The organism is Nocardia sp. NPDC050713, assembly GCF_040654315.1.
In the GTDB taxonomy this organism is placed as follows: Bacteria; Actinomycetota; Actinomycetes; order Mycobacteriales; family Mycobacteriaceae; genus Nocardia.
This window is the reverse complement of sequence record NZ_JBFAHS010000011.1, coordinates 81,402-108,388: the sequence shown is the minus strand read 5'-3', so window position 1 is coordinate 108,388 and position 26,987 is coordinate 81,402. Positions and strand designations below refer to the sequence as shown.

29 protein-coding genes are annotated in these 26,987 nt (G+C 67.3%); 10 read left to right on the top strand and 19 right to left on the bottom strand.

From position 1 onward, the window contains the following. Positions 1-13 precede the first annotated feature (13 nt). A complete protein-coding gene (locus AB0H49_RS20855) occupies positions 14-1,033 on the bottom strand; it encodes a PDR/VanB family oxidoreductase (protein ID WP_357253837.1) in 1,020 nt (339 codons plus the stop codon). Positions 1,034-1,080: 47 nt separating this feature from the next. Beyond that, positions 1,081-1,956: a metal-dependent hydrolase gene (locus AB0H49_RS20850; protein WP_357253670.1), complete on the bottom strand. Its 876-nt coding sequence runs from the start codon at positions 1,954-1,956 to the stop codon at positions 1,081-1,083. Between the two features lie 154 nt (positions 1,957-2,110). Here AB0H49_RS20850 and AB0H49_RS20845 point away from each other — a divergent pair, with 154 nt between their 5' ends. Further along, positions 2,111-2,806 (top strand): type 1 glutamine amidotransferase domain-containing protein, encoded by a 696-nt coding sequence (locus AB0H49_RS20845; protein WP_357253668.1) that lies wholly within the window; start codon positions 2,111-2,113, stop codon positions 2,804-2,806. A 227-nt stretch (positions 2,807-3,033) separates the two neighbouring features. Then, complete coding sequence (locus AB0H49_RS20840; protein ID WP_354999386.1) at positions 3,034-3,615, top strand: TerD family protein; 582 nt, start codon at positions 3,034-3,036, stop codon at positions 3,613-3,615. A gap of 5 nt (positions 3,616-3,620) precedes the next feature. Here AB0H49_RS20840 and AB0H49_RS20835 read toward each other — a convergent pair whose 3' ends face one another. Next, positions 3,621-4,217: a TetR/AcrR family transcriptional regulator gene (locus AB0H49_RS20835; protein ID WP_354999387.1), complete on the bottom strand. Its 597-nt coding sequence runs from the start codon at positions 4,215-4,217 to the stop codon at positions 3,621-3,623. Between the two features lie 190 nt (positions 4,218-4,407). On the opposite strand from AB0H49_RS20835, the gene AB0H49_RS20830 reads away from it, so the two are divergent. The 3 genes from AB0H49_RS20830 to AB0H49_RS20820 all read left to right on the top strand — a co-directional run bounded on the left by AB0H49_RS20830 (position 4,408) and on the right by AB0H49_RS20820 (position 6,701). Next, positions 4,408-5,160, top strand: a complete 753-nt coding sequence (locus AB0H49_RS20830; RefSeq protein WP_357253666.1) for an SDR family NAD(P)-dependent oxidoreductase — start codon at positions 4,408-4,410, stop codon at positions 5,158-5,160. Between the two features lie 173 nt (positions 5,161-5,333). Further along, complete coding sequence (locus tag AB0H49_RS20825) at positions 5,334-5,480, top strand: hypothetical protein (protein WP_354999389.1); 147 nt, start codon at positions 5,334-5,336, stop codon at positions 5,478-5,480. Positions 5,481-5,597: 117 nt separating this feature from the next. Further along, on the top strand, positions 5,598-6,701 hold the full coding sequence (locus tag AB0H49_RS20820) for a mechanosensitive ion channel domain-containing protein (RefSeq protein WP_357253663.1): 1,104 nt from the start codon (positions 5,598-5,600) through the stop codon (positions 6,699-6,701). Positions 6,702-6,842: 141 nt separating this feature from the next. On the opposite strand, the gene AB0H49_RS20815 is transcribed toward AB0H49_RS20820, so the two are convergent. Beyond that, complete coding sequence (locus AB0H49_RS20815) at positions 6,843-7,223, bottom strand: hypothetical protein (protein WP_357253661.1); 381 nt, start codon at positions 7,221-7,223, stop codon at positions 6,843-6,845. Between the two features lie 201 nt (positions 7,224-7,424). On the opposite strand from AB0H49_RS20815, the gene AB0H49_RS20810 reads away from it, so the two are divergent. Continuing rightward, positions 7,425-7,553, top strand: a complete 129-nt coding sequence (locus AB0H49_RS20810) for a hypothetical protein (protein WP_357253660.1) — start codon at positions 7,425-7,427, stop codon at positions 7,551-7,553. After that, on the top strand, positions 7,550-8,314 hold the full coding sequence (locus AB0H49_RS20805) for an oxygenase MpaB family protein (RefSeq protein WP_357253658.1): 765 nt from the start codon (positions 7,550-7,552) through the stop codon (positions 8,312-8,314). The genes AB0H49_RS20810 and AB0H49_RS20805 overlap by 4 nt, the downstream gene beginning before the upstream one ends. Positions 8,315-8,362: 48 nt before the next feature. Here the strand turns inward: AB0H49_RS20805 and AB0H49_RS20800 are convergent, their stop codons facing one another. Together AB0H49_RS20800 and AB0H49_RS20795 are read right to left on the bottom strand one after the other, a co-directional pair. After that, positions 8,363-9,832 (bottom strand): hypothetical protein, encoded by a 1,470-nt coding sequence (locus AB0H49_RS20800; protein ID WP_357253656.1) that lies wholly within the window; start codon positions 9,830-9,832, stop codon positions 8,363-8,365. A 53-nt stretch (positions 9,833-9,885) separates the two neighbouring features. Beyond that, positions 9,886-10,512, bottom strand: a complete 627-nt coding sequence (locus AB0H49_RS20795) for a hypothetical protein (protein ID WP_357253654.1) — start codon at positions 10,510-10,512, stop codon at positions 9,886-9,888. A 214-nt stretch (positions 10,513-10,726) separates the two neighbouring features. Between AB0H49_RS20795 and AB0H49_RS20790 the strand changes: the two genes are divergently transcribed. Then, a complete protein-coding gene (locus tag AB0H49_RS20790; RefSeq protein ID WP_357253652.1) occupies positions 10,727-11,032 on the top strand; it encodes a hypothetical protein in 306 nt (101 codons plus the stop codon). Positions 11,033-11,076: 44 nt separating this feature from the next. Here AB0H49_RS20790 and AB0H49_RS20785 read toward each other — a convergent pair whose 3' ends face one another. Then, positions 11,077-11,493 (bottom strand): VOC family protein, encoded by a 417-nt coding sequence (locus tag AB0H49_RS20785; RefSeq protein ID WP_357253650.1) that lies wholly within the window; start codon positions 11,491-11,493, stop codon positions 11,077-11,079. Positions 11,494-11,556: 63 nt separating this feature from the next. Here AB0H49_RS20785 and AB0H49_RS20780 point away from each other — a divergent pair, with 63 nt between their 5' ends. After that, positions 11,557-12,513 (top strand): WYL domain-containing protein, encoded by a 957-nt coding sequence (locus AB0H49_RS20780; RefSeq protein WP_357253648.1) that lies wholly within the window; start codon positions 11,557-11,559, stop codon positions 12,511-12,513. Between the two features lie 115 nt (positions 12,514-12,628). On the opposite strand, the gene AB0H49_RS20775 is transcribed toward AB0H49_RS20780, so the two are convergent. The 9 genes from AB0H49_RS20775 to AB0H49_RS20735 all read right to left on the bottom strand — a co-directional run bounded on the left by AB0H49_RS20775 (position 12,629) and on the right by AB0H49_RS20735 (position 23,236). Beyond that, positions 12,629-13,987, bottom strand: a complete 1,359-nt coding sequence (locus tag AB0H49_RS20775; RefSeq protein ID WP_357253646.1) for an NAD(P)/FAD-dependent oxidoreductase — start codon at positions 13,985-13,987, stop codon at positions 12,629-12,631. A 40-nt stretch (positions 13,988-14,027) separates the two neighbouring features. Beyond that, a complete protein-coding gene (locus AB0H49_RS20770; protein WP_357253644.1) occupies positions 14,028-14,723 on the bottom strand; it encodes a transporter in 696 nt (231 codons plus the stop codon). A gap of 44 nt (positions 14,724-14,767) precedes the next feature. Then, positions 14,768-16,066: an FAD-binding oxidoreductase gene (locus AB0H49_RS20765; RefSeq protein ID WP_357253642.1), complete on the bottom strand. Its 1,299-nt coding sequence runs from the start codon at positions 16,064-16,066 to the stop codon at positions 14,768-14,770. Continuing rightward, positions 16,063-16,446, bottom strand: coding sequence for a hotdog fold domain-containing protein (locus AB0H49_RS20760; protein ID WP_357253640.1), 384 nt, complete (start codon positions 16,444-16,446; stop codon positions 16,063-16,065). The genes AB0H49_RS20765 and AB0H49_RS20760 overlap by 4 nt, the downstream gene beginning before the upstream one ends. Beyond that, the gene (locus tag AB0H49_RS20755; RefSeq protein ID WP_357253638.1) at positions 16,443-18,107 is read right to left on the bottom strand and encodes an NAD(P)/FAD-dependent oxidoreductase; all 1,665 of its coding nucleotides are present in this window, start codon (positions 18,105-18,107) and stop codon (positions 16,443-16,445) included. Before AB0H49_RS20755 ends, AB0H49_RS20760 begins: the two co-directional genes overlap by 4 nt. 111 nt (positions 18,108-18,218) lie before the next feature. After that, entirely contained in the window at positions 18,219-19,676 is a 1,458-nt protein-coding gene (locus tag AB0H49_RS20750) for an aldehyde dehydrogenase family protein (protein WP_357253636.1), read from the bottom strand. A 44-nt stretch (positions 19,677-19,720) separates the two neighbouring features. Then, positions 19,721-20,815 carry a Zn-dependent alcohol dehydrogenase gene (locus tag AB0H49_RS20745; protein ID WP_357253634.1) on the bottom strand — a complete coding sequence of 365 codons (1,095 nt, stop codon included), beginning with the start codon at positions 20,813-20,815 and terminating at the stop codon, positions 19,721-19,723. Next, positions 20,815-21,609, bottom strand: a complete 795-nt coding sequence (locus AB0H49_RS20740; protein ID WP_357253632.1) for an enoyl-CoA hydratase/isomerase family protein — start codon at positions 21,607-21,609, stop codon at positions 20,815-20,817. The genes AB0H49_RS20745 and AB0H49_RS20740 overlap by 1 nt, the downstream gene beginning before the upstream one ends. A 10-nt stretch (positions 21,610-21,619) precedes the next feature. Then, positions 21,620-23,236: an AMP-binding protein gene (locus AB0H49_RS20735; protein WP_357253630.1), complete on the bottom strand. Its 1,617-nt coding sequence runs from the start codon at positions 23,234-23,236 to the stop codon at positions 21,620-21,622. A 221-nt stretch (positions 23,237-23,457) separates the two neighbouring features. Here AB0H49_RS20735 and AB0H49_RS20730 point away from each other — a divergent pair, with 221 nt between their 5' ends. Beyond that, positions 23,458-24,156, top strand: coding sequence for a TetR family transcriptional regulator (locus tag AB0H49_RS20730; protein ID WP_357253628.1), 699 nt, complete (start codon positions 23,458-23,460; stop codon positions 24,154-24,156). Positions 24,157-24,173: 17 nt separating this feature from the next. Here AB0H49_RS20730 and AB0H49_RS20725 read toward each other — a convergent pair whose 3' ends face one another. From AB0H49_RS20725 to AB0H49_RS20715, 3 genes are read right to left on the bottom strand one after another with little or no spacing between them, the layout of a single operon-like run. Further along, positions 24,174-24,938: a gamma-glutamyl-gamma-aminobutyrate hydrolase family protein gene (locus AB0H49_RS20725; protein ID WP_357253626.1), complete on the bottom strand. Its 765-nt coding sequence runs from the start codon at positions 24,936-24,938 to the stop codon at positions 24,174-24,176. After that, positions 24,935-26,290 carry a glutamine synthetase gene (locus AB0H49_RS20720; RefSeq protein ID WP_357253624.1) on the bottom strand — a complete coding sequence of 452 codons (1,356 nt, stop codon included), beginning with the start codon at positions 26,288-26,290 and terminating at the stop codon, positions 24,935-24,937. Before AB0H49_RS20720 ends, AB0H49_RS20725 begins: the two co-directional genes overlap by 4 nt. Beyond that, positions 26,283-26,948 (bottom strand): hypothetical protein, encoded by a 666-nt coding sequence (locus tag AB0H49_RS20715; RefSeq protein ID WP_357253622.1) that lies wholly within the window; start codon positions 26,946-26,948, stop codon positions 26,283-26,285. The genes AB0H49_RS20720 and AB0H49_RS20715 overlap by 8 nt, the downstream gene beginning before the upstream one ends. Positions 26,949-26,987 lie beyond the last annotated feature (39 nt).

The following is a 26,987-nucleotide window of genomic DNA, read 5'->3' as shown; positions in this document are numbered from 1 at the left end:
CCGTTGCCCGTGGTCAGAGATCGAGGACGAGTTCGTCCCCGAGCGCGCGCGAAACGCAGGTGAGCATGGCGGAATCCCGCTCGGAATCCGTGAGAAGCCGGTCACGGTGGTCGATCTCGCCACCGAGCACCCGCGTCTTGCAGGTGCCGCAGAAGCCCTGCCTGCACGAGAACGCCGTGCCGGGCAGGACGCGCCGGATGGCGGACAGCGCGGATTCGTCGGCGCCGACATCGACCGTCGTCCCACTGCGCCGCAACGCGATTCGGAACGGTTGCCCGTTGTGGACGGGTAGCGGCGAGAACCGTTCGGTGTGCACCGAGGCGGTCGGGTCGGTGGCGGAGAGCACGCGTCGCGCGGATTCCATCAGCGGCGGTGGCCCGCAGACGTACACGGCGGCGCCGCGCGGCGCCTCGGTCATCAGGGCGTCGAGAACGGGGACGCCGAACTCGTCGTCCGGCCGCACCTCGAGGCGGCCGCCGCGGCAGCGTTCGAGCTCGCCGAGAAACGGCATGCTCGCCCGCGATCGGCCGAGGTAGATCAACCGCCACGGCAGACCGCGGTGCGCGCACTCGGTGACCATCGGCAGGATCGGGGTGATGCCGATCCCGCCCGCGACGAACAGGTACGCGGGCGCGTTGACGAAGGTGAACGCGTTGCGCGGCCCGCGTATCCGCAGCAAGTCGCCTTCCCGGAGTTCGTGCAGCTCGCGGGAACCGCCGTCGCCATCGGCGATGCGGCGCACCGCGATTCGGTACTGCACCCGGCTCGCCGGGTCGCCGGTCAGCGAGTACTGGCGCTGACGTCCGGACGGCAGGAACACATCGATGTGCGCGCCGGGAATCCAGGTCGGCAGCTCGGCGCCGGTGGGCGAGCGCAGCGACAGGCTCACCACGTCCTCGGCCTCGACGACACGGGCGTCGATCCGCAGCGCCATGTCGAAACCTGTGCGTCGCACCGGATTCGGACGTGACAGCAGTCCGGCCGTCGCTTCGGCGGTGAACGCGCGCTTGTAGGCGTCGAGCAGACCGGCCATCGCGCGAGCCGGGAGCGGCGGGCGATAGTTCCCGGTCACGACGGCGCTCACGCCTCACCCGCGCGGGCCGCGGGCGACTGCGCCAGGTAGCGAATCGCGTTGTCCATGGGACCGAGCTGGGACGGGTGGAAACCCGGCCGCAGATAGCGCGGGATCTCGGTGACGAATGTGGTGAACCGTGGAATCACACCGCGGGCCGAGGCGCTCAGCAGTTGCAGCGGCCAGAGCCGTCCCTTGTCCGGCTCGGGATCCTTGTGGAACAGATACCCACCGGAGATCACGAACAGCGCGAGCAAGCCGAAGCTCGCCAGCAGGCTGGTTCGAGCCTTGCGGAAGTAGCCGCCGTCGACGTGCATGTACGCGTCGTAGACGACGCTGCGGTGCTCCACCTCCTCCGCGCCGTGCCAGCGGATCAGATCGAGCATCGCCGGATGCATGTTCTTGGCCTCGAGCTTGTCGTTGGTCAGCAGCCATTCCCCGATGACGGCGGTGTAGTGCTCCATCCCCGCGAAGAGGGCGAGCCGCTCGCACAGCCACTGGTGCTTGGCGCGCCCGGTGAGGCCGTGATCGCCGAGCACCCGATCCACCAGCCAGGACACAGTGTCGACCATCGGGGCGACGTCCAGCCCGATCGACTCCAGGTGTTCGCGCGCCTTCTCGTGCGAGCTGGCGTGCATGTTCTCCTGGCCGATGAACCCCTGCACCTCCTCGCGCAAGCGTTCGTCGTCGATGAGCGGCAAGGCTTCGGCCAGCGCCTGCGCCATGGCTCGCTCGCCTTCCGGCAGCACCAGATGCATGACGTTGATGATGTGGGTCGCCATCACCTCGCCGGGGATGTAGTGCATGGGGACCGAATCGAAATCGAACCGCACGTCGCGCGCGTGAATCGCATGCGCTTGGTCCTCGTACGCCGCTGTGGTCATGCCGCCGTCCTCGCGTCTCATCGTTGAAACAGGCACCCCTCGACGGTATTGTTGACATCACGTGATGTCAACACTGTGTCGGTATCGAAATCTCGATATCTGACATGCCGATTCCTATTGGTGGGGCCCGGTGGATCGGGCCTAGCGTCGCGGTATGGCGAAGATTCTTTTCGTAATGACCGGTGTCGACCACTGGACGTTGGTCGACGACACCAAGCATCCGACCGGATACTGGGCCGAGGAATTCGTCGTGCCCTTCGAGGCGCTGAAGGACGCGGGCCACCAGATCGTGGTGGCCACTCCCGGCGGCGTGGTCCCCACCGTGGACCAGGGCAGTCTCGCGCCCGAGGTCAACGGCGGCCAGGAGACCGCGGAGCACCGGGCACGGGTGGTATCCACGAGTCCCGAGCTCGCCGACCCGGTCGCGCTGGCGGATGTCGATCTCGCCGACTACGACGCCGTGTTCTATCCCGGCGGGCACGGGCCGATGGAAGACCTCGCCGTCGACGCCACCTCCGGCGCATTGCTCACCGCCGCACTGGATTCCGGCAAGCCGTTGGCCGTGGTGTGCCACGCGCCCGCCGCGCTGCTCGCCGCCACGAAGCCCGACGGAACCAACGCGTTCGCCGGTTACGCCCTGACCGGTTTCACCAATGCCGAAGAGACACAGGCGGGTTTCGCCGAGAAGGCGAAGTGGCTGCTCCAGGATCGCCTCGTGCAGATCGGCGCCGACTTCCGCGAGGCCGACCCGTGGACGCCGAACGTGGTCGCCGACCGCAACCTGATCACCGGCCAGAACCCCGCCTCCTCGGCGGGTGTCGCCCAGGAATTGCTGCGGAAACTGTCCTGAATACGGTCGGCCAGGCCTGGTTCGCTCGAATCGCGGTGAGCGACAGATGATTCGACTCACCGCGCTCAGCAGCCCGAACCGTCGGCCGCCTACGTACTCGTGACCCCCGTCTGTTTCGTGTTGTCGGGGCCGAAAGTCATGGGTAGGGTCGTGGTCGACACCAGGGACGTTGCGCCCGAGCGAAAGCCGCCGCCGAGACTCGGACGGGGCAGGAGGGGAACTGGGCCATGATCACGCTTCGGAAAGAGGACGGCGCCGCGGATCTCGCCGGCGTCACCAAGCTGAGTGTCGGCGTGAGCTGGGATCCCTCGGCGGGCACCAGCGGCGGCGCCCTCGGCTGGGCGCGCCGCAAGCGCGGCGTCGACCTGGACTTGGTCGCGATCCTCATGCAGGGCAGTGAGCCGGTCCGTTTCGCGGGCCTCGACTCGCTGGATCCGCTGGGCAACGGTGCGGTCCTGCACACCGGCGACGCGCAGACCGGCGCGGCCAGCGGTGACGACGAGACGGTGCATGTCACCTTCGCCGATGTGCCCGGCGGCATCGACGCTATCGTTTTCGTGGCGGCTGCCTTCAAGAAGGGCAGCTCCTTCGAGAAGGCGAACAACATCTCGTTCAAGGTGTACGACGCCTCCGGCGGTAGCAGCCAGCAGGTCGCCGACATCTGGCCCTCCCTGCTCGGCACCGACAACGCCAACGCTGTGGCCCGCGCCTTCCGCAACGGCAACGCCTGGCAGCTCGAGGTTCTGAACCGTAAGGGCAAGATCAAGCAGGGCGACAAGCAGGCCCTGCTTCGCTTCGCCATGCAGTAGGGCCGTCAGTCCCGCGTATTCGCCTCGACCGCATACGGTTTCAGCAATTCGCCGAGTTCGTCGATGGCTCGATCGATGTCGATCCGGTCGGGCGCCATCGCGCTCTGCACATGGATGCCGATGGCCGCGCCGACGAGGATCGTCGCGAGGCCGTCGGCGGTCATGGTCTCGGGGAGGCGGACGAAGCGCTCGATCCACCGCTTCGTCGACTGCCGTAGCCGTTCGTGCAGCGCCACGTACTTGTCGTGGATCGGGGACGCCGGATTCACCGCTTCCACATACAGGGTGACGAACAGCAGTGACGTGCGCGCCATCGAGGATCGCTTGGCCTGCGCTACAAGGTCGTAGGCCTGCGGTAACTCCGCGGAGTCGGCGGCGTCGGACGCCTCGAGCAGCGCTTCCGCGGCGTGGTCGAGTACCGCGGTGAGTAAGCCCTCCTTGTTCCCGAAGTGCCACGGAATCGAGCCGCGGCTGATCCCCGAACGCTGCGCCACGTCGGCGAAAGTCGTTTGCTGGTAGCCCTTTTCGACGAACAGCGCGGAGGCGGCGTCGATCAGCATCCGCCTGCTCGCACGGGTGGTCTCGGCGCGTCGATCGGCCACTGCGGTCCTTCCTGTCTTCCGATTCCGGTGGGTCGAGCCTAGGCCCTGTCTCGGTCATCGACCATTGACTGGCTGCACAGCACATTCTATGTTGGCTGACACAGAAGCGTGACGGCCATGCGATGGACGACCTATCGCGCCGATCCGCCAGGTGCGGCACGCCGATTCGATCGACAGGTGAGGTGGTTCCGTGGATATCGCAGATTCGGTGGTTCTCGTCGCGGGTGGTGCGTCGGGGCTCGGGTTCGTCGTGGTGCGGCGGCTGACAGAGGTGGGCGCGACCGCGGTCGTACTCGATACCCGACCTGTCGAACCCGGAGCGCTCCAGGGTGATTCGGTGCACGAGGTGATCGGCGATGTGTGCGAGGAACGTGACGTAGCCGCTGCCCTGAATCGTGCCGCCGAGCTCGGCTCGCTACGCGCCGTGGTCAATTGCGCCGGAATCGATCGCACCGGGCTGACGCTGGACGTTTCCGGTCCGCTTCCGCTGGAGCAGTTCGCGCAGGTGGTACAGGTCAATCTGGTAGGCGCGTTCAACGTGATTCGCCTTGCCGCCGAACGGATGGCCCGGCTCGAGGTCGTGGCGGGTGAGCGCGGTGTCATCGTCAACACGGGGTCGATCGCAGGTTTCGACGCACCGGCCGGAATGGTGTCCTATGTGGCGTCCAAGGCGGGCCTGGCCGGAATGACCTTAGCGGCGGCGCGCGATCTCGCGGGCGCGCGGATTCGCGTCGTCACCGTCGCGCCCGGGATGTTCGATACGCCGATGTTCGCCCGGCTGCCCGATTTCGCGCGGCGGGCGTCGCTGGCGCGTGTGCCGCACCCGGCTCGCCTCGGCGCACCCGCGGAGTTCGCCGAGCTGGTGGCGCACGTGATTCACAATCCGATGCTCAACGGCGAGACGATCCGGGTCGACGCCGCGGCTCGGCTCGGCGGACCGTAAGCGCGCCGACCAAGGGTCTGGGGCCGTGTCGGCGCGGTGAGCTGGGGGAATAGCGAAACGGCATGTTTCACCGCCGAATTCGCGCGGTGCGATTCGCCACAGGGTCGTCATGTCGATCTTCCGCGAAAGCGGGTATGCGACTGACTGAGGAAAGCCGACTGAAGGAGGACGACGTGGCCGTTTCGGCTTCGCACCCGCAGTATCGCGCCGACCGCCGACACCGTTCCGGCTCGACCGATGCAGCGGGTTCCATTCATCTGACCATCGCGGCATGGATTCTCTTGCTCTCCGTGCTGAGTTTCACCCTGGTCCTGCTGTGAGGAAGCGCCCACGTGGCGTACCGGAGCAGTGATCGAAGGCGCCTGGGCCACGGTGTGGCCGTCGAAACACGCGGCGGCGCAACGTGGCCGAGGTGACGACGAGAGGAGTTCGATCTCGTGGAAGACGTACTACGGCCGCTGATCGTGCTGCTCGGCACGGTCGCGATCACCGTGTCGGCGGGACTGCTCGTCGACTGGCTGCTGCGCTACAGCGCGCGCCGTCGACCCGGCACGCACCTGCCGCTGTTGCTGCGCCGCGTGCAGATGCCGCTGCAAGCGTTGCTCGGCGCGGTGGCGCTGTACGCGACATATCCGTTGGCGGAGTTGGATTTACGCCAAGACGCGATGGTCAGGAACATCCTGGCCGCGGCGGCCATCATGGCCGCGGCGTGGTTGGTCATCCGGGCCGCCGACGCGGTCGCCGAGAACCTGCTGCGCCGTTATGCCGAGCACACGAGCGAGATCTCGCGCGTTCGCCAGCTGCGCACCCAGCTCGGACTGGTGCGGCGCATCATCACCTCGGTGCTGGTGGTGACGACCGCGGCCGTGGCGATCCTGCTGCTGTTCCCGAGCCTGCGCACGCTGGGCACCTCGCTGCTGGCGTCGGCGGGCGTCATCGGCATCATCGCGGGCGTCGCCGCGCAGTCGACGCTGAGCAATCTGATAGCGGGGTTGCAGATCGCCTTCGGTGATTCGGTGAAGATCGGCGACACCGTTGTGGTGGAAGGGGAGTGGGGGACCGTCGAGGAGATCACCCTCGCCTTCCTCACCGTGCGGATCTGGGACGACCGCCGCCTGACCATGCCGGTCTCCTATTTCAACAGCAAGCCCTATGAGAACTGGTCGCGCGGCGGCCCCCAGATCACCGGCACCGTGTTCCTGCACCTCGACCACAGCACGCCGGTGCCATTGCTGCGCGAGCACCTGCACGACTACCTTCGCGACCGCCCGGACTGGGACGGCCGCAACTGGAACCTTCTCGTCACCGACAGCACACCGACGAACATCGTTGTGCGCGCGACGATGTCGGCCGCGGACGCCGACGACGCCTGGACCCTGCGCTGCGCCGTCCGCGAGGAACTACTGAACTGGCTCGGCCGCCACCACCCCCACGCCCTCCCGAAGATCCCCACCGCCATCACCAACCAGGGCGAGCCGGATCGCGAAATGGCGTTGTCCACCAATGGTTCCGGTGAGACGAGTAGTCGGAACGGCGACTGACCATCCAGCCGTCGGCAAGCCGGACCGGGTTCCCCTTGTTCGAGTCGGCGTTGTTCGTCCGCTGAATCACGCTCCGGCAGGCTGTTCAGGTCGCATCGGCGCGATGCGGTCAGTTGTGGCGCGAGGGTCTGCGGCTGCCGGTCAGGGTTGCGCCGCGGGCGGGAGAACGGCCTCGATGTCTTCGAGTTCGGCCAGTGTCTCCGCGAGTTCGGCGCGCTCGGCTTCGGAGAGGGGCAGCGCACGCGCTTGGGTGAGGGCGTCGCGGGCGGCGGCGGGGTCTTCGGCGCGGACCGCGAGTTCGGCGCGGTAGGCCAGGGCTTGGAGGAGCTCGGTCGCCGTCGCGGTGTCCTTGTTCCGATCGAGGGCCGCGTCCAGGATCTGGGCCGCTAGTTGGTGCTTGCCGTGCGAGTCGCCCATGACGACGGCCCTGTTCATCGTTGTGGTGAGTTTGCCTGCGATTGAGGCATTTTCGGCGGGCTGGGGCGCGGCCGACATGATCCTGATCAGTCGTACCGACTTCATCGAGCTCTTCCTCTCGATAGCCAAAGTTGGCTAGTTGGGACGAAGGCACGCGCTATACAAATTTGGCTAGTGCGGGGACTGCGGGAACCGAATCGAGTTCACGGTCGACCGCCGCGTTTCCGGGACGTGCCGCCATTGCCGCGACCGACAACTGGTGAGAGAGTGGTAACGAAACTCTCTCATGGACTCGTGGAGGTAGATATGAGAACCACGCCGAATGGCCGGTTCGAACGGCATGCGCGACGGATCATCCTGCCGAATCCGACGGCCGCGATGCGGGGCAAGGGGGAGGGGCGGGCGGTCGAATTCGGCAACCCGTCGGCGCGATGACCAGCCTGTCGCACGTCGCCGCGCCCGAGCGGACAACCGCCTCGCTGCTTCATCGCTATCTGGGCGACCGCCGCTTCGCGCTGGCGCTGCCACGCGCTGTCGCGCTACAGATCCTGCATCCCACCATCGCCGCCGGTCTGGTCGAGCACACGCATGTGCGGTTGTGGGAGCACAAGAAGCGCACGGTCTCGAGCATGATCACCATCGCCTACTCCTCGCGAGATCTGCGGTCCCTCATCAGGTATGGCCACGAGCACGTGAAGGGTGTGGACGACGCCGGACGTCGGTACCACGCCCTGCATCCCGAGGTCTTCTTCTTTCAGCACGCGACCTACGTCGACACTCTGGTGACGGCGATCGAGACCTTCGCGCGGCCCCTCACCGCGCTGGAACGCGAGCGCCTCTACGCCGAATGCCGCGCGTGGTACGACCGTTACGGCATCTCGACGCGGCACGTGCCGGAGACCTGGCCGCAGTTCACCGAGTACTTCGCCGACGCCTGCGATTCGGTGCTGCGCCGCAGTGCGCACAGCGATCGCTTGGCCGCGCAGGTGCTGCGCCCTGACGCGTGGACCCCGCGCCGATTGCCGGACTTCGCCGTCCGCGCGCTCCAGCACGAACGGGCGCGAGAACTGCTCGGCGTGCGGTCCGGAAAGGCCGACCGCGCCGCGTTGGTCGTCTACGCGGGAACCGTGCGCGGCGCGATGGCGTTCGCTCCGCGCCGGGTTCGACTCGTGCGGCAGGCTCGGCTCGCGAAATGATCACGTGGATCGAGACAATCGGCCTCCGCATTCGGCGCGGGCACTGAATCAGGATCGGTTGAGGGTCAGATCCAACCGGTCGATGCGGAACCGAGCGTCGGTGACCTCGACGGGCGTGTCCGTGAATCGGTTCCCGCCCAGAACGTTTCGAACGAAGTCACGCACCTCTGCGGGCTGCGCGTCGAGATTCGCCAACAGCTCCGGAGGTACCTCGATCGTTCCGTCGAAATGCCTGGGCTGACTGGAGATCCCCGGCAACTGCGGCGTCTGGCGCAGGCCATCGACGGTGTGCAGTATCAGATCCAGCTGCTTGCCGTCGCCGAAGTCGATCAGAAGCGGAGTCGGGGTGACGGCCGCGTCGAAGGTGCGCACTCGCGCGCTCCACCCCTGCCTCGCGACGCCGTGGTAGTCGTACGGCGATGGGGCCGCCAGCGTATCGAGCGAACGATCCGTCGGCGAATTCTCCAGCGCGGTCCCGACGGGGGCCTGGTCGGTGGGGACGAAGGTCCACGAGTCGTCGGTGAGTTGCTTTGTCCAGTAACCGTTTCGACCGCCGTCGCGACCTTCGACGCGCAGTTCCCGCGCCGCCGAACCTGGTGCGGTTCGGTGGATGGAGATGCGGTCGGTGATGTCGCCCGGCACCTTCGGCTGCCGCACCCAGTCCGGTGCGGGCAGCTGGATCGCGGCATACCGGCTGTCCACTCGTTCCGCGAGCATGTCGGGAGCCTCGGGCAGTCCGCTCTGGTCGGAATAGGAGTAGCGGAAGAACACCTTGTCGGCGCCGGAGATGTCGAAATCGTAGAGGCGCGTGTAGAAGTCGCCGAAGCGGTTGACGATCAGCGAGGTCGACGCACTCGTCGACAGCGCGACCGCCTGGAACCGGCCGCCGTGCGGCGTGGCCATCTCGTAGCTGTGATCCACCGGCAGCCAGGGATCGATGTATCGGATCCGCCGACCGTCGTCGGTGAGCGCGAAGACGTGCGACACCTTCGCTCCGCCGACCGGATGATCGTTGCCCGCCGTATCCCGCCAGACGTGGTCTTCGTTGGGTGAGAGAACCGACCAGGACCAAGTGCTCGTGCCGGGCGGCAGCGAGTTTCCGGGTCCGGTCCACAGCGGGGTGCCGTAGCGGCTGCTCCAATTCCAGTCTCGGGGTGCGCTGAGCGCGTGATCCATGGTGAAGAACCGGCCGTCGCGGTCGATCATCATGACCTCGTCGTCATCGGCGGACACGCCTACGATGCGGCCCTCCAGACAGCCCGGTAGTGCCACAGTGCGCCAACCACCGTTGGCGGCGGTCTCTTTCACGTAGACCCGGCCGTCGCGATTCGCGAACGTCCAGCGCCGGTTGAACGACTCCGTGGTGGTGCGGAAGTGGACCCGCTCCGGCAGTGCGACATCGGCGGGGGCCAATGCCTCCAGCCCAGCGGTGGTTTCGTCGACAGTGACTTCCGGAGTGCCGACCGTGCCCACCACCATGCAGCCGGTATCCGCGACGGCTACCGAATGCGTTGTCATGCTGGCGAATACCAGCCCGGCCACAGCGAAAGCCGTACGTCGGACGTTTCGCATCACAACCACCCCGCGGCGCCGAAACCGACGATCGCTACGGCGTCGACACCGAGAATCGCTCCAACAGTGAGTGCTTTGGCCCGCACGGTCGGCAGGTCGTGCACGAAGAAGCAGGCGGCGAAGAACGGCACGTAGCCGATGAGCCAGATGAGGAAGGGAAAGCTCGGCTGCCACCAGGACCATTCCCAGGTGAGTACACCGGCCTTGTTGAGCAGCACTTCGACGCCGACCGCCGCGGCCGAGTTGGCGGCGATGAGCACCGGCCTGTTGGGCAGGCCGAGGATGCGAGTCTCTTTGGGTGGCAACATCTTCGCCGCCGCGACACCCATGACGGCGAACATGAAGCAGATCTCGATATTGAGGCCGATGAGGATCTGGTAGGCGGTGGGTCCGGTGGCGCCCCAGACCGGCGCACGGCCGGTGGCGTGAAAGACCAGGGAGTTCCAGATCTCGTTGAACCAGTCCATGCCCCACAGCGCCAGCCCGGCGAACAGGACATTCCAGTTCCGCCGCTCGACTTCGACGGCATAGATGTAGATGACGATCAGCAGCAGCGGGATCACATACCACTGGAATTGGCTCGCATCCCGAAGGATCTCGAGCGCCTCTCGGGCGTTGTCGGTCAACGGCGCAACTCACTTCCTGGTCGCCGGTCCAGGGGAGTATTACACATCGACACCAAACGTCAACCTGTAACGAGATCGCAAGACGCTCTCGGCGCCCTGCCTGGACGCCCAGCTTCCGCGGTGCCGAAAGTCGATGGCTGTCTTGCCGTGAACGGTGCTATCGTGACGCCTCGGCCAGACCGACCGGTACGGCCGAATCTTTCTGGGGGGTCACATGTTCAATTGGTATGTAGGGCTGCTCGCGGTAAGCGGCGTCGTCATGATCGCCATGGCCCTGGCGGAGAACCGGCAGAGCAACATTTCGCGCCTGATCAACGGGATTCTCGGACCCCTCTACCTGGGCTACGCCCTCTACCTGGCTTTCCTCTTCGAGGGCGGCTCCTACCTGATCTTCTTCCAGGCGTTCATCGTGCCGGTACTACTGGTGGTTGACTTCTTCCGGAACCGAACCCCTCGCATGAAACTGACCGCGACCCAGAAGGCGTGGCGCGAGCACCAGCGCTCCGAACAGAGGCGGTAGGACGTGTCCGCCCGGACTCGGGAGCAGGGTTGCCCTGCCCCGCTTCAGACATCGTGGGTGGTCAGGCAGAACGGGTGGCCTGCGGGGTCGAGCATCACCCGGCGGTGGTTCGGGTCGGGTTGGAAGGTGGTCGGGATCGCGCCCAGTTCGCTCATCCACGCTTGCGCGGAATCCAGATCGTCGACCCCGAACTCCAGATGGGCCTGCTTGGCCACCACCGATTCCGGCCAGCTCGGGCGTTGATAGTCCGGGATGCGGATGAAACCCAGCCCCGGCCCGGCAAGTTCGGTCCCGAGCAGGACGAAGTCATCGCTGGTGTAGAGCACCGGCAGGCCGAGTCCGCGGCTGTAGAACTGCGCCAGCTCGACAGGGTCGGGGCAGTCGAAATCGATTGAAAGCCAACGGATTATCGGCCGTCCCTCGACGGCGGCACGGCTCTGGGTTGTCGGTTCAGCAGTCATGGTCCAGACCCTAGGGGCCGACCAGGACAGGTCCGGTCCTGGATTCGGACGAGAATACCGACTGTGATCGGACCTACTTCGCGGTTGCTGCGTGTAGTGGCTCTGCTGGACTCCCGCCCAGCATGGACCTGTCAGGAATTGAGCAGGCGACTGGGAGTGACCGACCGTACGGTGCGCCGCGATATCGCACGTCTGCGGGAACTGGGGTACGGCATCGATTCCGATCCCGGCCCGTGGGGAGGCTATCGCCTGGCTCGTCGACCACGGGTTCCAGCACTCGCCCTCGATGAAGAGGAGGGTTTCGCAGTGGCGGTGGCGTTGCGGGAAACCGCGGCAGGCGGCGTGCTCGGCAGCAGCGTCTCGGCATTGTCGGCGCTGTTCAAACTGCAAACCCTGCTACCCGACCGGTTCGCGCGCCACCTCGACGCGGTGAACCGCACCCTCGCCCACACCGCCGACGGAGCGGAGGTATCCCCGCAAGCCGACGCGTCCGTACTGTGGGCTCTGGCCACGGCATGCCGACAGAGCGAACGCCTCGCGCTGACCTACCGCGATCATCACCAGCGCATCACCCGCCGCTATGTCGACCCCTATCGTCTGGTGCGCGCCAACCGCCGCTGGTACTTCCTCGCCGAAGACGTCGACAAACAGCAATGGCGGACCTTCCGGGTGGACCGGGTTCTGCGCACCGAACTCACCGGACACCGCATCGAACACGACAATCCGCCCGACCCCGCCACGCTGGTCACCGAAGCGATCGCCGCGGTCACCTACCCGCTCTACGCCACGATCAGGCTCTCCGTGCCTCTCCAGCAAGCCTTGCAGATCGTGCCAGCCACCATCGGAACCCACCGCCCCGACGGCCCCGACGCCACCCTCGTCGACATCGGCGCCAACGACATCGACTGTCTCGTCACCTATCTGATGGGCCTGGGCACCACACTGCGCGTGCTGAGTCCCGACACTGTCCGCCGAGCCCTCCTGGACAGGGTGGCAGCTCTGCGGCTCGACAACCTGTAACGGAAGAGACGGGATGCGGCAGGGGCTCTGGCGTTGCCCGCGGCCTGAACACGGTCCCGGAGTCGCTTCCCTGGCAAGGCGGTGAAGCGACTGATCGCGATGGGCTGTCGATCGACTATCGCGCGGCGCTCAGGCTCGCCAGTACCGCCTTCGCCGCGCGCTCGCCGGACGCGGCTGCGTCGGCGAGCGAGGGCATATCGAGTTGGTAGTCGCCGGCGAGGTGGATGGTTCCGAGCGGATCACGCAGCGCCGGAAGCGAATTCCGTCGCCCGGGCGCCCAGAAGGGCACGACCCGGCGGTGCCGCCGTACGATGCCCTGGCCCAGCTTTCCCTCCAGCTCGGGGAACACGGTGAGCAGGTCCTTCGTGAATCGCGACACGATCTCCTCGTCGGACAGGTCGAACAACGCGTCGGCCTGAGCGCCGCCGGCGAAACAGGCCAAGGCTCCGCCGGGCTTGCGATCGTCGCCGCTGCGCATCGCCGCGGCGTGGTTGAACATCGCCTGGAACGACAGTTGCGGTGTCGAGACAGCGAGGTAGTCGTCCCAGCGCTGGGGCCCGACTTCGTCGGTGAAGAATCCGACCACCACGTACCTGCCGTAGGTGATGTCGTTGAACGCGTTTCGGTGCTGCTGCGGGAGGTCCGGGATGATCCGCTCGGCGATGTCGGCGGGTGCGGTCACGATCGCGCGCTTGGCCCGCAGCCGCACCGGACGGTCACCGTCGAGGTAGTCGACGACCACGCCGTCACCGTCGCGCCGCACCGACCGCACCGCCGAGTTCAGCCGGATTCGGGCGCCGAGGTCCTTTGTCAGAACGTCGGTCAACGTCTGGTTGCCACCCACCGGCAGTGAGAAGTTCGGGATCTTCGCCGGGTCGGCCAGCGCCAGACCCACCGACGTGACGAACTGGGTGGCGGCGGTCTCCTCCACCTCGCATCCCATCCACTGCGCCGACCACGACCGGACGACGGCGGCGGCCAGCTCCGACCGGACGCCCTTCAGCAGGTACGACGCCAGCTTGGTGTCGAGCTTGGCGCGAACCCGTTGCGCGATACGGCTTTGCGACTCCAAGAACGGAACGACCCGCAGGATGCGTGCACCGACGATGGCCATCCCGATCCGGTCCATCATGGTCATCCGCGTGCGGAACATGAGCTCGACGGGATTCGAGGTGTCCACCAACCCGCCGTTCAAGTACAGTCCGACGCCCTTGCCCGCGAGCGAGCCCATCTCGATGCCGTGCCGGTCGAGGGCGTCGATCAATGTGCCTGTGCCCTCGGTGAACTGGGTGCCGACGTTGATCCAGTAGTCGCCCTGCCGGACGGTGTCGACCCGTCCGCCCGTGCGATCGGTGGACTCGAGCACGATCACGTCGGTTTCCGGCGACAACGTGGTCGCCGCCATCAACCCCGACATACCGGCGCCGACGACGACCACCTCGGTGGTCTCTTCCTGCACATCCTGCGTTGTCATATCGACTCCTGACTCATGAGATTTCCGGTGCTGCAACGGTTCACGCCGTGACCGAGGCGCCGCCGCTGACCGCTTGGGCGTCGACGCGCTTGTTGTAGGCGTCGAACGCCCGGTAAGCGCGGTAGTACGCGAACATCTGCAGGCCCCACGTGGACAGCGCGAAGATGTAGAAGATCGTGTGCTCCGCGTCGTCGCCCGGGATGCGGACGAAGTCGTAGGTCGCGGCGATGACGAATCCGCAGGCGGTGGCGACGGCGGCCCACACGGCGTGCCCGCGCTCGTCGATGTCCCACAGGCGCTTGACGAAATACATCAGGAAGAGCGTGGTGAGCACGTTGACCACAATGTAGAAGATCTTGCCTGGGGTGCCGATCTCCTCGGCGAACTGGCTGAGGAGGAAGCCCACCACGCCCGCGAGGGCGAACGCGCCGACGTCCACCGCCACCGACGGCTTGTACCGGTGGGTGACCTGCATCAGTCCGAGGACCAGGATCAGCGTGATGCCGATGGACCGGGAGAAGGCGTCCAGGAAGTACGCGAGGCCGTACATCGGGCTGTCGTGACCGGCCTTCAGGAGGCCGTAGAGCAGGAAGTTCGTACCCGACGTCGCGACGATGATCCACTCGATGCCGAGCAGGTAGTTCTTGTAGTTCCGGATGAACTTGGTCCCGTAGGTGAATCCGACGGCGATCATCCAGATGTCCGCGACCGCGAAGAGCAGTTCTTTGATGGACATGATTCCTCCTTGCAGGGGTGACATCAGCCGACCGGCGGCGATGGTCATTTCGTGAGGGCCGCCAAACGGTCGGAGGCGCGGTCGGCGAGCCAGGCCGCGTGCAGCGCGGGACCGCTGACCAAGCTGGGCCAGAAGCGCTTTCGGCCGTGCCAGATCGCCGCCAGGTCCTCGTGCAGCGGCGCACCGTCGATGCGGTCGGCCAGCAGATGGCCCACGTACTGTGCCTGAGCGAAGCCGTGGCCGTTGCAGGCGAGCGAGTAGAGCACGTTGTCGGAAGCCTCGCCCGCGACGGGAAGCCAGGTGGAACTCATGCCGATCCAGCCGCCCCAGGCTTTCTGCGGCTTGATGTCGCGCAGGCCGGGGAAACGGTCGTGGAATCCACGGACGAGGTCGTCGGCGACGTTCGGCGCGGGAGTGCGGTCGGGCAGTGGGGCGCGGCCGGTCTGTACGCGCCGGGTGCCGAACACGATGGTGCCCCGTGGGGTGACGCGGTAGCTCTCGAGGATCATGTGCAGCGTGACCATCGGGGCGCGGCTGGTCCAGCCGATCTCGTCGAGTCGCTCGGGTGCGACCGGTTCGGTCTCGACCAACGAGGTCCACACCGGGGTGACGAGATTCTTCGGCGCGATGAACAGGCCCGCGCTGTAGGCGTTGGTGGTCAGCAGCGCCTTGCGAGCCCGGACCTTTCCGTCCGGGGTCTCGACGGTGACCCCGTCGCCGGTGTCCGTGACGTCGCGGGCGGGGGTGTGCTCGTAGACGCGCACGCCGGACGCGATCGTCGCGGTCCGCAGACCGAGAACGAACTCACCCGGGTTGAGCGTGCCGCCGACACCCTCGCGCACTCCGCCCAGGAAGCCTTCCGGCAGGCCCGCCGCACGGCCCTCGACGAATTCGGCCGGCGATCCGGCCTCCGCCATGACCCTCGCGTTGCGGCGAGCGTGCCGAAGCTGGCCCTTGGACACGGCGGCCATCACGATGCCCTCCCGCTGATAGCCGCAGTCGATCTCGTGACGCTCTATCGCGTCCTCGGCGAAATGCACCGAGTTCTCGGCGTACCGGTAGAGGTTGCGCAGCCGCTCGGATTTCAGCAGCAGTCCGAGCAGCTCCGGATCGGCGGCGATCGAGTTCGTGATGTATCCGGCGTTGCGCGAGGTGGCTCCCCAGCCGAGGGTCTTCGCCTCGAGCAGCACCACGTCGATGCCCTTCTCGGCGAGCCGGATCGCGGCCGACATGCCGCCCCCACCGCCGCCGATCACGACCACGTCGCAGTCGACGGCACCGGTCAGTGACTGTTCGACGGTGGCAGGTTGTTCTGCCCAACCGGTCTCCGGGATCAGTTTCATGGCCGCTGCTCCGTCTCGTCCGCGGGGATGACCGCGGTGCCGCGAGCGCGCACCGCGACCAAGGGAGACTCCAGGACCTGCGATCGGCCGGTGTCGTCGGAGCCGCGGCAGATGACGCGGAGCTCGAAATCGACTGTGCGACTGCGGTTGCCCTTCTGCACCAGCGTGGCCTCGGCCTCGACGACATCGCCGCCCCGGACGGGGGCGAGGAACTCGACGGACGAGTAGCCGGCGAACAAGCCCTCGTGGCCGTCCAGCTCGATCGACAGGTTCGTGCCGACGTCTCCGAAAAGCTTCAGCGCGTAGGCGCCGTCGACCAGATTGCCCGCGTAGTGCGCGTCGGAGAAGGCGACGTAGCGCCGGTGGACTGCCTTACTCATGAGATCTCCAGGTGGATGGGGCCGAGGTGGCGGGACTCCGTTTCGCCGTCGATCTCGACGCCGGGGTAGCCGCGCTTGGCGATCTCGGTGCACATCCGGCGGTACTTGCCGACACCGCCCACGTAGCCCATGAAGGTGTTCGGCTTGCCCTCGATGTTGGAGCCGCGGTACCAGGAGTCGGTCGTGGCGAACAGCGTGGGAGCGACGGTCGCCTCGGTGATGTCCACCCACTCGTTCTCGGCCTCGGCAGTGGCCTCGATCAGCGTGGCGCCGGTGTCGCGGGCGTGCTCGAGGAGATCGGCGATCCAGTCGACGGCCTGCTCGATCGTCACCACCACGTTGCTGACCAGGGCGGGGCTCAGCGGGCCGCCCACCATGAAGAAGTTGGGGAAGTCCGCGGCCATGATGCCGAGGTAGGAGCGGATGCCGTCGCACCAGGCCTCCTGCAGCTTCTTGCCGGACGCGCCGGTGAGACCGAGCCCGTACAGCGGGCCGGTGAAGGCGTCGAACCCGATGGCCAGCACCACGGCGTCCACCTCGTAGGCGCCCTTCGAGGTGACGATCGCGTTCTCGGTCATCGTCTCGATCGGCTCGTCGCGGAGCGACACCAGCGACACGTTGGGCCGGTTGTAGGTCTCGTAGTAGTCGGTGCCGAAGACGCTGCGCTTGGCGCCCAGCGGGTGGTACTTGGGCACCAGCAGCTCGGCGGTGGCCGGATCCTGCACGATCTCCCGGATCTTGTCGTGGAGGAATTCCGACGCGGTCCGGTTCGCCTCGGCGTCGAGGAGCAGGTCGGCGAACTCGGCGCCGACGCCCTGGAAGCCGCTGCGCTCGTAGGCCTCCTCGTAGCGCCGTCGGCGCTCCTCGGCCGAGACGTCGAAGGCCTTGTCGGTGACGGGACGATCGGGGATGCCGCCGGGTGAGTGCCTGCACTCCTCACGGATCACCTCGTAGTTCTGCTTCACGGCGTCGACCTGCGCCTGGGAGAGTTCGGCGTTGCGCGCGGGCATCACGTAGTTCGGTGTGCGCTGGAACACCGTGAGGTGCTCGGCGACCTGCGCGATCAGTGGAATGGCTTGCACGCCTGAGGATCCGGTGCCGATCACGGCGACGCGCTTGCCCGCGAGCTCGTCGAGCGAGATGTTCCACTTGCTGGTGGACACCCGCAGGCCGGTGAAGTTCTCGAGACCCGGCACGTCGAAGTCCTTCGGGGTGGACAGGCCGCCCGCACCCGAGATCAGGTAGCGGCTGCGCCGGGTCTCACCGTTGTCCAGCCGCACCTCCCACAACCGATCGGCGGCGTTCCACGTCGAGCTGACCACGCGGGTGTCGAACGTGAAGTGCTTGCGCAGGTCGAAGCGGTCGGCGACATGCTCGATGTAGCTGAGAATCTCGGCCTGCGGCGCGAACCGCTGGCTCCACGTCCACTCCTGCTGGAGCGCCTCGTCGAACGAATACGAGTAGTAGATGCTCTCGACGTCGCAGCGGGCGCCCGGATAGGTGTTCCAGAACCAGGTGCCGCCGACGCTGGGTCCGGCCTCGAAACCCGCGAAGGTCCACCCGGCTGTGGTCAGCCGGTGCGAGAGGTAGAGGCCGGTGAAGCCGGCGCCGACGCCGATGACATCGACGACCCCGTTGTCCGAGGGGGAGGAGGAGTTCATGAATTCGCCGCTTTCGTTGATTCGATCGTGCGACTGGATCAAATGACCCAGTAGAAGTACAGCAGTGGTTCCGGTCACAGTCAAGGGGTGACGCGGAAGTAGTCGCGATCGCTACATGGGAAGGTCGGGTGAATCGACGCCGACCACGCGGTCGCCGCAGAACACCCGGACGGACTCACCGGGCCCGTGCCCGCCGATTCCGGACGCGCCCCAGAAGCTCTGTGCCGACTCGTCGCCGAGATCGGCGATCTTGGCGCCGTTCACGCGCACCTCGCCCGACAGCACCCGGGATCCGACCTCGACGGCGCGCTCCAGGTCGCCGCCGAACACGTACGCGTCCAGACCCGACGGGTTGGCGTTGGCGACGCGCAGTGCGTCCTCGTCGGACTCCACGGCGTGCACACTGACCAGCGGGCCGAACAGCTCGGCGGTCGCCACCGACGCGTCGACTCCCGAAGCGACGGTGGGGGACAGGAAGAATCCGTCGAGTGCGGGAAGCCGCGCGGGCTGATGGATCGTCGCGCCGTTGGCCCGCAGTTCTTCGATCCGGCTCTGCAGCGTGGCGAAATGCGGTGCGTTCGAGATCGGGCCCAGCTGCGTGTTCTCGTCGAGCGAGTGCCCGATATCGATGCGGTGGATGCGATCGAGCAGCGCGTCGAGGAGCGGTGCGACGAGGCTCTTGTGCGCCAGCACCTTGCCGGGGCCCTCGCACCACTGACCGTTGAGCTTGGTCATACCGTCGAGGATTCCGTCGGCGGCCACGTCGATGTCGGCGTCGTCCAGCACGAGGGCCGGGTTGTTGCCGCCGAGCTCGAGCTGGAGCACCTTGAAGTCCTCCGCGGCCGCGCGGGCGATCGCGCGACCCGCGTTCGGGCCGCCGGTGAACGAGACGATCTTGATCCGGTGATCGCCGGTGATCGCCGCGCCCACGTCGCCCGCACCGTGGACGAGTTGCAGCGCACCGTCCGGCAGCCCCGCCTTGACGAAGCACTCGACGATGATCTGGGCGCTGCTCGGCGCGTGCTCCGACGGTTTGAGGATGACAGGGCAACCGGCGGCGAGAGCGCTCACCATTTTCGCGGCGGGGATGAAACTGGGGCCGTTCCACGGAGTGAGGATCGCCGCGGGGCCCCACGGGACCTTGTACAGCCGCACGTCGCGGCCACCGGCCGCCAGCGCCGTGCGACGCGGGATGGCGCGCAGATCCGCGGCCGACGAGCGGATCCGGTGCGGGAGGAATCGCGCGACCATCCGAGCCTTGGCGATCGGGACGCCGCTGGTGAGGGCATCGGTGCGGGCGATGTCCTCGATCCGGGTCTCGACGAGGTCGGCCGCGAGCTCGAGGGCGGCAGCGCGTTCCTCGCGCGCTGCGTCTTCCCAGCGTTCGAAGCCGTAGGACCGCTCGGCGTGCCGCAGAGCGCGCTCCACGTCGTCCGGGTCGGTGGTGACGGCGGTGTGGACGGGTTGCCTGGTGTTGGGGTCGAGATTCCACGCGTCCGGGATCGTCCGGCACTCGGACCACTCGTCGGCGATGTAGTTGATCGGTTGGGGCAGTTGCGTGTTCGACATCTGCGGCCTCCTTCGGTGCGTAGGTGTGGACGGCGTCGGTGTGATCACACGGTGAGGTCGGCGACGATGCGAGTCACCCCACCCGACTTCATCGCCTCGAAGCCCTTGCCGACCTCGTGGAACGGGATGACGTCGCTGACCATCTCGTCGAGCAGCAGACGGCCCTGCAGGTACAGGCGCGCGAACTGGGTGATGTCCTCGTGTGCTTGGCCCGAGCCCATGTAGGAGCCGATGAGGCGCTTCTCGCCGAAGAAGAAATCCGACGCGGGGAGAGTGAGGTCGGTGCCGTCGGGTGCGATGCCGACCAGGCACGCGGTACCGGTGGCGCGCAGGACCGACAGCGCGGTGGCCGCGGTACGCGCGGAACCGACGGCCTCGAACGAGTAGTCGACCCCGTCGCCGAGCGCCTTCCGGATCTCGGCCGGGACATCTGCCGCGCCGTTCACGACGTGCGTGGCGCCGTAGGCACGCGCCGCCGCGAGCCGGGCATCGTCGAGATCCACGGCGACGATCGCCGAGGCACCGGCGAGCCGCGCGCCCTGGATGATGGCCGATCCGACTCCGCCGCAACCGATTACGGCCACCGTGGCCCCGGGGCGTACCTTCGCGCCGCGGAAAACAGCCCCGACGCCGGTGACGATGCAACACGAAAGCAGACACCCGACGTGCAGTCCCACCTCGTCGGGCACCTTCACCAGCGAGTTCTCCCGCATCAGGATGTGCCGGGAGAATGCGCCGATGTCGCCGAGCCGCTCGACGACCTGACCGCCCGGCAGCTGGAAAGCGGGGCGGGGCCGCTGCCGGATCAGCGAGACGCGCTGGCACTGCGTCGAGTGCCCGGCCTGGCAGTTACGGCACAACCCGCACGAGGGCGTGAGGGCGCCGACGACGCGGTCGCCCGGGCGCAACGAGGTCACCGCGGACCCGACCGACTCGACGATGCCCGCCACCTCGTGCCCGACCACCACGGGCAGGTCGGCGTGCACGGTACCGGTCATGTAGTGCAGGTCGCTGTGGCACAGGCCGACATTGGAGACCGCGACGCGGACTTCGTTGGGCTCCGGGTCGTCGACCTGAATCTCGGTCAGTACCAGCGGCTCGTTCACCGCAGTGAGAAGTGCTGCTTCGGTGGTGATCATCATCGTCTCCGATCTCGATTGCTCTTCGCGGGCGCCGTCGACGCCGCGCTCTTCGATGCCCAGAAGCCCTCGATCCCCTCGGTGAAGGCGCCGGACTCCCACGACTCGCGGGCGGCGTCGTCTTCACGGGCGAACGCGGCCTCGATGTCCTCGGAGCGCGGCCGCAGCAGACCCAGGTGCAGCGCGGTGGTACGGGGATCCGAGTTCCACTGCCTGACCACCTCGACCGCGCGATCCACCAGTGCTTCCTGGGCCACGATCTCGTCGAGCAGTCCGATCCGCAGCGCCTCGTCCGCGTCGATTCGGTGGGAGCTGAGGATGATTCGCATCGCGTGGTTGCGCACCAGGCGGCCCATGAGAAAGCTCGAGGCGTTCGAGATGATGATTCCGCGGTGGTTCTCCGGCTGGAAGTACTCGGCGGAGGGGGTGCCGATCCGGGAGTCGCAGCACAACGTGATCTCCGAGGCGCCGCCGACCGCGATCCCGTTCACTGCCGCGATCACGGGGACCTTCGTCTGGAGAATCGCACGGGTGATGTCGTGGAAGGTCGCGAAGGCCTCGCGGATCTCGTCGTAGGTGGTGGGCACCGCCCGCAGGTCCTCACCGGCGGAGAAGGCCCGGCCGGTGCCCGTGAGGACGATCCCGCGGACGAGATCGCCTGTGCCGAACTGGCGGATCGTTTGCGCGAGCTGCACCCGCGTGGCCATGTCCATCGCGTTCAGTTTCGACGGGCGGTTCAGCGTGAGTACCGCGACATCGTCATCGATGCGCACGTCCAGGTAGTTGTCGGTCATGTCCAGCTCCTCAGTTGCCGACGGTGCGCGACGGCCGCAGGTCGTAGGTGATGCCCGGATGCTCGGCGGAGCGCGCCTTCAGCGTCGGCTTCGACACACGTTCGGACGGTGTGCGCGGGAAATCGGCGACGAATTCGACGTAGCGCGGAACCTTGAAGCGCGCCAGCTGGTTTCGCGCGCCGTCGATGATCAGCTCCGCGGTCGCGCGATTCTCCGCGACGCCGGGGGCCAACTGCACGAAGGCCTTGACCTCCTCGCCGAACAGCTCGTCCGATACGCCGACCACCGCCGCCGCGACGACGTTGTCGTCGCGCTCGAGGACGCGTTCGACTTCGGCGCTCGCGATGTTCTCCCCGCCGCGGCGGACCATGTCCTTGATCCGGCCCACCAGGCGGTAGCTGTCCGCCTCGCGGACCGCGACATCGCCGGTGTGCAGCCAGCCGTCGCGCAGGACCTGCGCGGTGTCTTCGGGCCGGTTCCAATAGCCGAGCATCCTCGGTCTGCCCGACGTGATCAGCTCACCGGATTCTCCTACCGCAACCTCCCGGCCCTCCGGATCGACCACCCGGACCTGCTTCGTGGGAACCGGCTGGCCCAGCCGTCCGCTGCCGACGTCGGCTTTGCTCCTGGGCAGGCTGATCAGGTCGACCCCGCTTTCGGTCATCCCGAAGATCTCCCGCCACGGCGCGCCCCAACGTTGTTCGAGCTGCGCGTGCAGCGCGGCGGGGATCGCCGAGCACAGCACGAGGCGCAGGTCGTTGTCCCGGTCCTGCGGGCTCGGCGGCTGCTTGAACAGCAGCGTGGGCATCGAGCCGAGCACGTAGCAGAACGTGGCGCGGTGTCGGCGGACGTCCGCCATGAAACCCGATGCGGAGAACCGGGGTAGCACCACCAGCGGAGCGCCGATCGTGAGGCACAGCGAGGTGTTCCACTGCGGGTCCATGTAGGAGAACGGTTGCGAGGTGAGTACCACGTCGTCGGCGCCGAGGCCCGCCGTGCTCGCGCAGATCCACCCCAGCCGGACCCAATAGTCGTGGGTCACCATGCACGCCTTCGGGAATCCGGTGGTCCCCGAGGTGTATTGGAGGTTCGCGAGCGTCTCGCCGGAGACGACGACCGTCGGCCTGTTCGCCGGGTACCGCGCGAGCTCGCTCCGTGACGCGACTTCGACGATGCGGACATCCCGCAGATCGGCGTTCGCGGCGCGGACCTCTTCGGCCAGCGGGGCGTGCTCGGCGTCGGTGAGCATCAGCCGGGCGCCGGAGTCGCGGAGGACGAATTCGAGGTCCGCGCGCCGGTACGACGAGTTCACCGGCACCGCGACGCCGCCAGCCCCGAGGATCGCGAGCCAGGCGATCGGCCACTGCACCACGTTGGGCAGCATGATCGCGACCCGGTCACCGGGTCGGACCCCGTCCTCGGAGATCAGGCGCTGCGCCAGGCGCGACGTCCAGTCGTGGACCTCGCCGAAGGTCCAGGAACCTTCGGCGAAGCGGAGAAACTCGCGGTCGGGAGAGCTGACGGCCTGGCTCGCCAGCAGGCCGACGAGGGTGTCGATCGGCGGGTCCATAGCCGCGCGATCGAGTGCGATCGCACGTTCCCGGCGTAGTGATTCGACTTCGGTCATGGGGTCCTCTTCGAGGTGTGGCGGTGGTGCGGAGGCCGCCGTCGATCGACGGCATGTGATGCCAGTCATAAACGGTAGCGCTACTGGGTCAAATGATCAAGGCAAATGACTATGAAAGGCGAAAAGGTGATCGATCGTTGGGTTATGGGTCGCCGATCCGGCTGGTAGCGTTGAGTTGACTTGATCAATCGTTCAGATCTGATTCGACACTGGAGGAACGCATGGCCCGCATTCCCGCCGCTGAACGTCGCACCGAACTGGTGGCGGCGGCCGTGCGCATGATCGCCGCCCACGGGGTGGACGGCGCTACCACGCGCCGCATCGCGCAGGAGGCGAACGCTCCGCTGGCCACGCTGCACTACTGCTTCGCCACGAAGGAGACGCTGTTCGCGGCGGTTTACGAGTACGTCGCGGGGCAGTATCGAGAAGTGTTGTTGCGCAACGATGTCCACGGCGACGTGGCGACCACCGCGCGCGCTCTGTTGCGCGGCGTGATGGAGTGGTACCTGGCGAATCCGGACTTCGGCGCGGCGATCATCGAGCTCATCAGCTGGGCCCAGCGTCAGGAGGGCAAGCAGGCCGAGATGGTGTACAGCGAGGCATTCGGGACCACGCGGCCGATCCTGGAGGCCGCCGCGACCGCCGCGGGCCAGACGATCGACTCGAACACCATCGACGCACTCACCTACATCGTGTCCGCGTTGTCCGACGGATTCGCGCTCAACTGGCTGGTGTTCACCGACCGCGGGGCGGCGCGGACGCAGGTCGAGCTCACCCTCGGCGTGCTCGACGCGTGGATGGCCGCCAATCTCGGCGATGCCTCCGTGCCGGTGGCAGAGGCCGCGAAAGTGCCGAAGGCCTCGAAGGCATCGCCCGAGGAAACGATGCGTTCACTCGTGTCCTGGGTGGGCGCGAGTTGATACCGACCGGCGCACGGTCAGATCCGCCGGTTGCCCTCGGCGACGATCCAGCTCAGCGCCGGATCGTCGCGCTCCATCCACTCGGGATGCCATTGGACACCGAGCACCGCGGCGCCCGGCAGCTCGACCGCTTCGACGACGCCGTCCGCCGTGCGCCCCGTGACCACCAGGCCGGTACCGCAGCTGTCGACCGCCTGGTGGTGCCACGAGTTCGTGACGGCGCTCGCGCCGAACAGCCCTTCCGCGATCGAACCTGGCTCGAACGTGACCTTGTGGTCGTCGGCGCCGTCGGTGAGCGGCGCCGTACCCGACAGGTGCTCGACCGAGCCGGGCGGGAGGTCCGCGATCAGCGTGCCGCCCAGAGCGACGTTCAGGATCTGCATGCCCCGGCACACCCCGAGGACCGGGATGTGCCTGGCGAGTGCGGCACGCACGAGCGCGATCTCGAACTCGTCCCGATCGGGGTCGTGGACCATCGGATCATCCCGTGGATCCACGTCACGGACCACCGACGGATCGCCACCCCAGCACGCGGGATGAACATCCTGGCCGCCGGTGATGACCACGCCCGCCAGCCAGTGGCACAGCGCCTCCGGGTCGGCGTCGTAGGGCAGGTTCACCGGAATGCCACCGGCCCGGGCGATCCGGTCCGAGAAGTCGGACATGAAGGCGTCGGCGAGCAAGTGACCGTAGCGCTTGTCCAGTCCGTCGACCAGCCCCAGCCGGAAGCGTCGGCCGGTGATGCCGATCATCGGCCGGATGGTCGCGTCTCCCGCGGTCACGGGAACTCGAAGTACCGGGCCGACTCCCATTCGGAGAGCTCGGCGAACGGATCACCGCCCGTGGTGTGGAACTGCATCCACTCCCACCGCCGCGTACCGACCCAGTAGTCGACGAACTCGTCCCCGAGTTGCTCGCGCAGGATCAGGTCCGTGTCGAGTGCGGCGGCCGCCTTGGTGATGGTGTCCGGCAGCCGCTCGAGGTCGGGAGCGCACCATGCCAGGTCGCTGACCGGCTCGGGCGGCTCGATCTCGCCGTCGAGGCCGGCGATCACACCGGCGAGGATGGCCGCGACCGCGAGGTACAGGTTCGCGTCGGCGCCTGGCACGCGGTACTCGAGGCGGGAGTACGCCGGGTGCCCGCACACCGCGCGCACCGCGGTGCTCTTGTTGCCGATGCCCCAGGTGACCGTCGTCGGCGGGCCGCTCAGGTCGACCAAGCGGCGGTACGAGGTGATCTGCGGAAGCATGATCGACGTCGCGCCCCGCATCGTCGCGAGGAGCCCGCCGACCGCGTGCCGCATCGTCGGCGATGGCCCGTCCGCGTCGTAGAACGCGTTGACCCCGTCGCGCTGCAGGGACAGGTTGACGTGCGAAGCCTGGCCGTACCCGGCCGTCGGCTTGGCCATGAAGGTCACAGTGTGACCGAGCTCGAAGGCCACCTCACGCATTACCTGCCGGGCGCGAGCCCAGGCATCGCAGACCGAGATCGGGTCACCGGGAACCAGGTTGAGTTCGACCTGGCCTGCCGCGTCCTCGTCGCTCCACGCCTCCCACTCGATGCCGATCTCGTCGAGGCGACGGGCGACCGCCGACATGTAGTCGATCCAGTCCTTGGATTTCGCGAGGTGGTACGCGGTTCCGGCGGAGCCGCCGAGCGGGGTGAGGTCGCGGTAGCCCTTGGCCCGGGCCTCGTGGATGGACTCCTGGAACAGGGTCGCCTCGATCTCGACCGCGATGGTGGCCGTGAAACCTCGCGTTGCGAGTCGGTCGACCATCTTTCGGGTCAGGTTGCGCGGACAGAGTCCGACCGGGGTGCCGTCCGCCTGCCAGTAGTCACCGATCACGGACTGCAGGCCAGGCTCCCACTGCACCAGCGTCGACATGTCGGGCCGGAACTGCACGTCGGACACGTGCCCACGCCACTCGGGGAAGGGGAAGCCCAAGGTCGGCGCGTTGCCCAGGTCGAGGCCGAACAGTAGATCGGCCATCGCGAAGCCCGAGCCCGCGCTCGCCGCGAACTTCTTGGGCGCGAGGTTCTTGCCGAGAAAGGAGCCGTCGTGATTGGTGGACTCCAACCGGACCGTATGCACGTCGGCCTCGAGAACTGTTGCGGTCGAGGTGATTTCAGACATCGTAACGAACCTTCCATGATGCGGCGACCAGCACCGACAGCTGAGAGAGCGTGCCGCGCACGCCGACCAGACCGGTGGACAGGGCGGCGATCAGGTCGTCGGCGCCCGAGAAAATTCCAGCCAGCAGCTCCGGGGGACCGGCGATCACATAGTGGGTCTCGCCCTCGCCGACGACATGCTGATCCAGCCCGTCGGGGCCCTCCGTGATCGCCACGAGCATGTCGGGAATGCCCGGCACCGTCCGGGCCGCGGCCCAGAACGACTCCGCGGCGGCTTTCCAATCCGGCAGCGGCGGCGACAGCAGGGCGATCGCCGCGGCGGCGAGATCGCCCGCGCCGACGGGCTCGCCGACCAAGGCGAGCCGCGCGTTCAAGTCGACGGTCATGGTGAGATCGGGCTCGGTGAACACGCCGCTCGATACCGCGACGGCACCGTTGGAGATGCTGATCGTCGCGGCTTGCGGGGTGTCGTGGGAGCGGACGGCGACCGTGCTTTGCGCCGCCGCCGCGACGGAGTCCGCACCGTTCGCGCGGAGGGAATCGGTGATGGTCCTGGCGATCAGCCGGACGATCGGACTCGCGTCCTCCTCGATCCGAATGTCGACCCCGCCGACCGCGTCAGCCCCGCGTGTCGCGGGACCGATCGTCGTTTCGGTCATCCTTCTGTCCTTTCGATTCGACGAGATCGTGTGCGCGGT